Raw genomic sequence first — 8,317 nt, 5'->3', positions numbered from 1 at the left:
TCGGAGGACAGCCAGCCGGCCAGATGTTCGAACATCGCCGCCACATCTCAGGTGGCCACCGCTTCCGCGATTACTTCATGTTCGTGCATTGACACAGAAGCAGTCATCGAAAAGGAGCCAAACTCGCAGGCTGAACTGGCCAAGAATTCTCGTGGATAGCCGAGGTTTTTCTCGAGCCTAGGCCATGTCTTGGTCGTCAATGGGTAGGACAGGGTTGTCCAGTTATCCCCCGGCAAGACGCGGCAGCAGGAAAATCTCCGCCCCTTCCGGCAGTTCCTTCGACCAGGTGTCGCGATAGATCGTCCTGTCGATGGCGACGGCGATGCCGCGATCGATGTATGGCTCGAGGCCGGGATACTGTTCAGCCAGTTTCCTGAACAGCTCCCGAATGTCCTTGGCCTCGATTTCGACCTTGCTCTTGCCTCCGGCGATCGCGCCGAGCGACCCCCAGAGCGTTACTTCGACCATCAGCCTTCCCGTTCCGCCTCGAGCGCCGCCAGGATGCGCGGCGGCGACATCGGGATGTGCGTCATCCGCACGCCCGCGGCGTTCGACACCGCATTGGCGATCGCCGCCAGCGGCGGCACGATCGAGGTCTCGCCGACGCCGCGCACCCCGTAGGGATGGTTGGGATTGGGGATATCGAGGATCTGCGTGTCGATCATCGGCAGGTCCGAGCAGACCGGGATGCGGTAGTCCAGGAAGCCAGGGTTCTGCAGCCGCCCGTCCTTGCCGTATGCCTTGCGCTCCAGCAACGTCCCCTCCGGCACGCTGCGCCGTGTCCTGCCGCCGCCGACAACTCGAAGAAGGTCGAGGTCAATGCCGCCCTCGACAAGGTCGGCCTTCCATGCTTCGGATAGAGTTCTTCCGGGCCCTATAATCATCGAAGGGGAGCATTAAGGTGAACGAAGACGCCGCCAGTCCAAGGCCGCTTTCGGAAATTGCCAGCTATCACGCGCATATCTACTACGACGGGCAGGCCGAGCGGCAGCATGCCGAATGGCTTCGCCTGCGCATCGGCGAGCGTTTCCGCGTGCGCCTGGGCAATTGGCGCGACGAGCCGGTCGGCCCGCATGAGCAGGCTATGTACCAGGTCTCCTTCGCCACCGGGATTTTCGCTACGCTCGTTCCGTGGCTGATGCTGAACCACGGCGGCCTGAGCATCCTCATCCACCCCAACACCACCAACCCCAAGCGCGATCATCTGGTCGACCCGATCTGGATAGGCCGGCCGCTGGGGGTGCACGGCGAGGTTCTCGGCGGGGAGGATGAGGCGGAAGAGGCGCTGGAGGTGAATACTGAGCCAACGGTGGGGGTTTAGAGGCGGGCAGATCGGCGGCTAAAGCTTGGGACCTGAAGAACTGAGGACATCCCCCGGTCTCCCACGATTACCGGCCGCCAGCAGCACTGGGCGCGCCCGACAGTTCGAAACGTTCGTAGCAACAATACTACCCACTCGATGCGGGGCAGTGGGGGAGCAAGCAATATTCGGGTGGAGTAGGGCGGCGACGGCTGACGTCGAAGGGAACGCGGTACAACAGCGCCCTTAGGCCACGTTCATATCGGCGTTGGCAACCTCAAATCGTCGCAGACGGCAGGAACATGTAGCCTAGACTTGGTCTTCTCAACCATGTCCATAAGCGTCTGAAGTGCTCCATACTCTTTCGTTCCGGTAGTTGGCGCAACCAGCCTCCTAAAACTCACAGTCCGCAATACTTCATTTGCATGCTCTCGAGATAAACGTGATTTCTCAAGGATTCTTCGCAAACGCAATATGGTAACGGTCTTCAGATCATCGGGGTTTACATCTTCCCCATTCGCAAGCCGCAACAGTGTTATCGCCTCTATGGTGACATCATCATCATAGACGTTTGCGTTGACATCAATTCTGAAAAATTCATCAAAAACACGTTGCTGTGAAGGAAATAATGGGAGTGATCCGCTTGCTAGAACGAGTAGATGACGTAGTGAATTATCCTTTATAAATGACTTTAAAAATCTAAGGCAAAGGATAGCTGGTATATTGGGAATTGAGGAAATTTTGCTAACCAAGTGCTGCAGATTTACTTGGATCGGTGCGGTCTCGAACTGATCAAGGTCGACGTTACAGTTTGCCAATATTTCTCGATGGAGATCGACGTCAGATTTGGCGATCTCTGCTCTCCTCTGGAATTCCAGCAAAACATTGTCCGGGAGATGAAGGCCTCGATGAATTCGACAATACCAAGCTACCATCCTTGCGGAGAATTCCGCCGACCCCGGCAGGCCGGAATCAATCGCCAGAATTGCATCTAAGGTGGCAAGTCTGCGCTGCACGGCATTCTCCCGCCTGTTGCGCGACGACGGTGGCCTTCTCACCGGAATCAGCAATTGAGCTGGAAAGAAAGCCCTCGACCCGACGTCGGGATGAAATTCGCGAACGCTAACGCCGGATTCCACCCAGCGGCGTTCAGAGCCCTGCCAGTTGTCCTCATTAGCCCACAGGCCATTTTGCAATTCCAACCCGATGTCGGAGAATGAGTCGCCCCATTTCCTGCGGTTAAGTGCCGCCAGTACAACCCAAGGCATTTCCTGAGCCGGCAGGCTTATGTCGGGCCGCTCGGCGAGAAACGACAGGAAGTTCATGAAATCGCGCGGTGTCCGCTGCTGGACAAGATTATTCAACGCACTAAGAACATTCCAGTCTTCATGTGCGTCGGATGGAACCATAGGTACCGAAACGACTTCATCCATCCGCCTAAATCTAAAATAAATGTCGGATTCTGTTCCATCGTTAAAAAGTAAAGTGGCATTGGATCGACGTCGATCCTGGAGTCCCATAAGGTGGAACGGGTTGTCGTCTGTGGAGGGCTTGTCTGCAGATCCCAAGAGAGTGTGCCAGTATCTCACCTCCGCAATTCCGGACCGCCAGAGAGCTTTCTGCAGCCATTCTAGCACTGGACCTTTTGGTGGAATGAAGCGGCTTGAGGTAATTAGCGCCAATGCATCAGTGGGCTCAGACGGCAGCCACGGTTTGACGTATTCAGACGCCCAATTTGAAATTGCGGCATCAGTTGAATGCATTAGTAGTAAAAGCAATCTTAGCGAATTAGATGCGGTGTGGCTGCCTCCATCTCGCAGTCGCTCGGCCAGCGCCACTTCCACCGTCTTCAACGCCGAAAAGTCAATTGCCTTGGCAAGCTGAAATGGAGCCTGTGGATTGCCGCTGCGCAGAAGTCTCATTCCTCGAACAATGAGGTTCCGCTTCGAGGTGGGTACGGCGCCGGCTACCCCATCGATGAGCATCTGCACCGCAAGCAAAGCTCCACTCTGAATAACCGAATCCTCTCTAGCTCTATCCCCGGCGTCGAGAGAGTCCAATATAGAGAGGATTTCTTCACGCAAGGATTCAAGTTCAGCTGACGAATATACTTTGCTACAAGCGATCTTGAAGACATGGCTCCAGTGAGAAATTCCAGCTATTTCTTTGAGGCGCCTTCGAATTTTATCTTCAGGGCTTGCCATTAGCCGTGCAGCCGCCATAAATTCCTGCAGGGATCGCACATCGAAAGCAATCCTCTCTGCGGTTTTGCATCTCAAAAATACCAGCCGCATTGTTACAAGATTTACAATTTTCTGTGTCAGTATCTCTAAATCATCATCGTATCCAGACTTCGTAAGTTGCTGGCGTATGACTCCCGCCAACTCCAATGGGTTGAGAAATGGGTTGGCATTTCCTGTTCCTTCCCCTCGTAGTTGGAGAAGGTAGCCAGCCTCATAATGAAGCCTGTCGATCTCGCCTTTATATTCTCCGATAAGTTTACCGTTTTCTCCCCCTTTCGCAATCTCCCGATCTCTCAGAATCTCATAGTAGCGATAGAACAAAGTCCATCGATCTTTTGGAATATTATTTCTGGTCTCAACCAAAGCAAATAGCAGAGAAACTTGGAGCGGGCTGGTCATGAGCGGCGCCGTCGCGTCGTCTTTGGTCGCTTGGGACAGCGTCTGTATGATCTCTTGTCGCCGGGTCTCATCTGGCACCAGAACAACAGCCAGTTGCTGTCCAAACTTGATCGCATCGGCACTGCTTAGGTCGGCCATCTCCCAGTGAGCCCAGGTACGTCGACTGAATTCATCTTGATAGCCTTGTGGTCTACTTGTTACTAGCGTGAAGCTATCGGCGTTCAATTCGTAGATTTCATCTATTAGGGAATTAACAGCCTCTATAACGTCACCTCTATTGCTCGCGTGCGGAACTTCGTCCAAGCCATCCAAGATGAAAATTGTGGGAACTGCACTCAACCATCGTCGAAGTGCCGTCACTGTCAGGGCGTTTGCGTCCCGCCCCACCTGAAGTGAGATGTAGCTTAGAAGCGGTAACTCCCGCCCTGCTTTGGTTGCACTGTTCAGCGCGTCAGCAAAGGCAGGGAGATCAACAACAAAGGGAAAGCGAGCTAGGCCTTTCAGAGATATGCCTTCGGAGGCGGCGCGGTCAAGAATGGCTTTAATTACACTATTAATATCAGGAGAATTGTTGGGTAAAATCTCGAGTAGTTTAGCCCGATAGATCTGTGCCAAAAATTGCCCGATTGTGGACTTTCCCTGGCCGGGCCCTCCCATGAGGACCACTCGATTCCTGATTTTTTCCCGGCATCCTTTGTGGTCGTCAACTGTCGATCTGTTAAATTTGTCAGAGCACCTGTCGACGATCGTTTTGAGAACGCGATAAGACTCGATGTCTTCTTCAAAATAACCCTCTTCTATCAAGTCCGGATCGATTTCGGCGTAATTTCCTTCGGGTGATTCATAGGTTGAGGTATATAACGCTGTTGCTTCCACAATTTCCTGAGATTCATCATCGTCAATTTCGACAAATTCCTCAAATAGAAAGCTAGAGCTATCAATTGGTAGATCTAAAAAGATATCATCAAGAAGTATTTTTTTTCCAGTGGTTTGGCCGGCGTCTTTTGTTTTTATGTCGCGGCTTATGCGAAGCTGACTGCGAAGAAATGATGAGATGTAGTTCTCGACATCGCTATCGTTAATCTTCTTTAGGGCGGCGGACAGAACATCTCCTGGCGTTATCCAGAAATCGTACTCAACTCGAATCGATGGTAGTGTATCCAGAAGTACACCCAGGGTATCGGCGTGCCAGAGCGCGTAGGATCTGAGACCTAGCCGCTCACTCCAGAAGTTAAGACGCTTCTCAACCCGATCTATACCTCCTCCTCCCTTGCCCGTGTGATCTGCGGCGGCCGCAACTCAAATTAGTGTTTGAAGCAATTATATAATAATCAGGACGTTTCAAAGATCGCGACGCGTCCTCAAATTTCTCCATCTCAGAGTCGATCTGGCGGATAAGCCAAGATGCATTCTCGTTGGATTTACCTGGATTCTCGTGGTATTTGGCTTGAATTACTACATAGCCATCCCAGACTTCCGAAGAGTTGATGTTAACGCGCCCATTGAATGTTGCCTCGCGGGCGCCGTCCTTGCCGCTTCCAAATATCTGGGTGGTTGCACCGAGTTTAGCAAGCGCTATTGCCTGTATAAATCGCTCGAATGATTGCGTTGAAAAGCGAGTGAAGTCACATCTCATTTTAAACCACACGCGAATTGCGCGCCCCAAACATAGCACTTTGCAAGATGATTTTGGCATCCCCCGCGGATGAGTCCAGTTCTCGCTGACGGCAGTTGCCAATGTCAACGGGAAATCGACAGATCTTTGAGTTGGCAGGAAGACAGCCGGGTGTCAGGCGAGACGGTGGTGATGTCGCCTACATCGTGGGCGCGACACTTGGATATCGAGGTTCCACTCCGCCCCAACTCACCCCCCAGCCAATCGCGGCAGCAGGAAAATCTCCGCCCCTTCCGGCAGTTCCTTCGACCACGTATCGCGATAGATCGTCCCGTCGATGGCGACGGCGATGCCGCGATCGATGTAGGGCTCGAGGCCGGGATACTGTTCAGCCAGCTTCCTGAACAGCTCCCGAATGTCCTTGGCCTCGATTTCGACCTTGCTCTTGCCTCCAGCGATCGCGCCGAGCGACCCCCAGAGCGTTACTTCGACCATCAGCCTCCCCGTTCCGCCTCGAGCGCCGCCAGGATGCGCGGCGGCGACATCGGGATATGCGTCATGCGCACGCCCGCGGCGTTCGAGACCGCATTGGCGATCGCCGCCAGCGGCGGCACGATCGAGGTCTCGCCGACGCCGCGCACCCCGTAAGGATGGTTAGGATTGGGGATCTCGAGGATCTGCGTGTCGATCATCGGCAGGTCCGAGCAGACCGGGATGCGGTAATCGAGGAAGCCAGGGTTCTGCAGCCGCCCGTCCTTGCCGTAGATATACTCCTCGTTCAGCGCCCAGCCGATGCCTTGCGCGGCACCCCCCTGGTATTGCCCCTCGACATAGGTCGGATGCACCGCCTTGCCGGCGTCCTGAACGACGGTGTAGCGCAGCACCCTGGTGGAGCCGGTCTCGGGATCGACCTCGATATCGCAGATATGGGTGGCGAAGGAGACGCCGGCGCCGTCGGCGACGAGCTCACTGTGCCCTGCGATCGGTCCCCCCGTCTTTCCGGAAGCGGCCGCGATCTCCTTCATCGACAGCGGTGAGAGGTTGCCGTGCGTCGCGCCCTTGGCAATCGCGTGACCCTCTTCCCAGACCACGTCGTCGACGGGTATGTCCCACATCTGCGCGGCGCGTTCTCGCAGGATCTTGATGGCGTTGCGAGCGGCCGAGATCGTCGCCATCGAAGACGAGAAGGTGCCGCGGCTGCCGTCCGTCATATCGTTATAGCCGAGGCTGGAGGTATCGGCGACCACCGCCTTGATTTGCTCATAGGGGATACCGAGCTCCTCCGCCGCCACCAGCGACAGCGACGCGCGGGAACCACCCACATCGACAGTGCCGACGGCAAGCGAGACCGAGCCGTCCATGCCGATGTTGAGGTCGGTGCAGGTCTGGCCACCGAAATTGAACCAGAAGCCGCAGGCCATTCCGCGGCCCTGATTCTTGCCGAGCGGCGCCTTCATATGCGGGTGGTTCTTCACCGCCTCCAGCGTCGGCCCGATGCCGATCGGGCCGTATACCGGTCCATAGGACGATCTGGTGCCTTCCTGCGCCGCGTTCCTGATCCGGAACTCGACGGGGTCCATGCCGATCTCCTTGGCCAGCTCGTCGACCGCACTTTCCACCGCAAACGCCGCCATCGGAGCCGACGGCGCGCGATAGGCCGCGGTCTTGGGCCGGTTGACAAGCACTTCGTAGCCGACCGTCCTGACGTTCTCGAGCTTGTAGCAGGCAAAGGCCGTCATGGCGCCGATCTCGGCCCACGTGCCGGCATAGGGGCCGCAGCTATAGCGCAGCGTCGCCTCGGCCGCCGTGATCGTGCCGTCCTTGCGGGCGCCGATCCGAACATCGATCGAGGTGGCGCTGGTCGGGCCGGAGGCGCGGAACACCTCGTCGCGCGTCATGACCAGCTTGACCGGCCGCCCGGCCTTGCGTGACAGCGCCAGTGCCACCGGCTCGGCCCAGACATGGGTCTTGCCGCCGAAACCGCCGCCGATCTCCGAGGAGGTGACGCGCAGCTTCGAGGCTTCCATGCCAAGCAGCTGGGCGCAGTGTTGGCGGTAGACAAAATGGCCTTGCGTACAGACCCAGAGGTCGGCGGTGCCGTCGGAGCTGACATTGGCCACGCAGGCATGCGGCTCGATATAGCCCTGGTGCGTCTGCTCGGTCTTGAAGGAGCGTTCGACGACGAAATCGGCCTGGCCGAAACCTTCATGGATGTCGCCATGGCCGTACTGGGTGCGCTTGGTGACGTTTGAAGGCTTGACGGGCTTTTGCTCGAGGCCCTCGGTGAAGATGGCGTCGTTGATCAGGGGTGCGGAGTGCTTCATCGCCTCGTCGACGTCGGTGACATGCGGCAGCACCTCGTAGTCGACCTCGATCAGCTTCAGTGCCTGCCTCGCCGTGCGGGCATCGACCGCAGCCACCGCGGCCACGGCATGGCCATCATAGAGCGCTTTCTTGCGCGCCATGCAGTTGTCGAGGATGTCGTACATGGCGGCATCGCCGTCGGTGAGGTCGGGCAGGTCGGCCGCGGTGATCACGGCCTTGACGCCGGCGAGCTTCTCCGCCTTCGACGTGTCGATCTTCCTGATCGTGGCATGTGCATGGGGGCTTCTGAGAACGCGCCCGACCAGTTGCCCGGCCATGTTGAAGTCGGCGCCATAGCGTGCGCGGCCCGTCACCTTGTCGACGCCGTCGGGACGGATGGGACGCGTGCCGACAGAGGTGAAATTGCGTCCGGAGTAACGCGGATCGAAATTCATC

General features: G+C 56.6%; 5 protein-coding genes and 1 pseudogene. 1 reads left to right on the top strand and 5 read right to left on the bottom strand.

The features are described 5' to 3' along the window. Window positions 1–222: 222 nt before the first annotated feature. Window positions 223–468, bottom strand: a complete 246-nt coding sequence (locus NKK47_RS18130) for a MoaD/ThiS family protein (protein ID WP_352577779.1) — start codon at window positions 466–468, stop codon at window positions 223–225. Next, window positions 468–755 (bottom strand): annotated as a pseudogene (locus NKK47_RS18125) (xanthine dehydrogenase family protein molybdopterin-binding subunit); the annotation flags it as partial. The gene NKK47_RS18130 and the pseudogene NKK47_RS18125, both read right to left, overlap by 1 nt. Window positions 756–901: 146 nt before the next feature. On the opposite strand from NKK47_RS18125, the gene NKK47_RS18120 reads away from it, so the two are divergent. Continuing rightward, window positions 902–1,321, top strand: a complete 420-nt coding sequence (locus tag NKK47_RS18120; protein WP_352577778.1) for a DOPA 4,5-dioxygenase family protein — start codon at window positions 902–904, stop codon at window positions 1,319–1,321. A 236-nt stretch (window positions 1,322–1,557) separates the two neighbouring features. Here NKK47_RS18120 and NKK47_RS18115 read toward each other — a convergent pair whose 3' ends face one another. From NKK47_RS18115 to NKK47_RS18105, 3 genes are all read right to left on the bottom strand, one after another. Further along, window positions 1,558–4,818: an NACHT domain-containing protein gene (locus tag NKK47_RS18115; RefSeq protein WP_352577777.1), complete on the bottom strand. Its 3,261-nt coding sequence runs from the start codon at window positions 4,816–4,818 to the stop codon at window positions 1,558–1,560. 988 nt (window positions 4,819–5,806) lie between these two features. After that, a complete protein-coding gene (locus NKK47_RS18110) occupies window positions 5,807–6,052 on the bottom strand; it encodes a MoaD/ThiS family protein (protein ID WP_023675441.1) in 246 nt (81 codons plus the stop codon). Beyond that, window positions 6,052–8,316: a xanthine dehydrogenase family protein molybdopterin-binding subunit gene (locus tag NKK47_RS18105; RefSeq protein ID WP_352577781.1), complete on the bottom strand. Its 2,265-nt coding sequence runs from the start codon at window positions 8,314–8,316 to the stop codon at window positions 6,052–6,054. Before NKK47_RS18105 ends, NKK47_RS18110 begins: the two co-directional genes overlap by 1 nt. Between the last annotated feature and the right edge of the window lies 1 nt (window position 8,317).

This window comes from Mesorhizobium sp. M0019 (assembly GCF_040323975.1).
GTDB lineage: Bacteria > Pseudomonadota > Alphaproteobacteria > Rhizobiales > Rhizobiaceae > Mesorhizobium.
The sequence above is the reverse complement of the archived record's forward strand: the minus strand, read 5'-3'. Positions and strand labels throughout refer to the sequence as shown.

What these genes read in the sequence shown, in the direction of transcription:
- NKK47_RS18130 (WP_352577779.1), bottom strand. Translation starts at nt 468, where the DNA reads ATGGTCGAAGTAACGCTCTGGGGGTCGCTCGGCGCGATCGCCGGAGGC.
- NKK47_RS18110 (WP_023675441.1), bottom strand. Translation starts at nt 6,052, where the DNA reads ATGGTCGAAGTAACGCTCTGGGGGTCGCTCGGCGCGATCGCTGGAGGC.
- NKK47_RS18105 (WP_352577781.1), bottom strand. Translation starts at nt 8,316, where the DNA reads ATGAATTTCGATCCGCGTTACTCCGGACGCAATTTCACCTCTGTCGGC.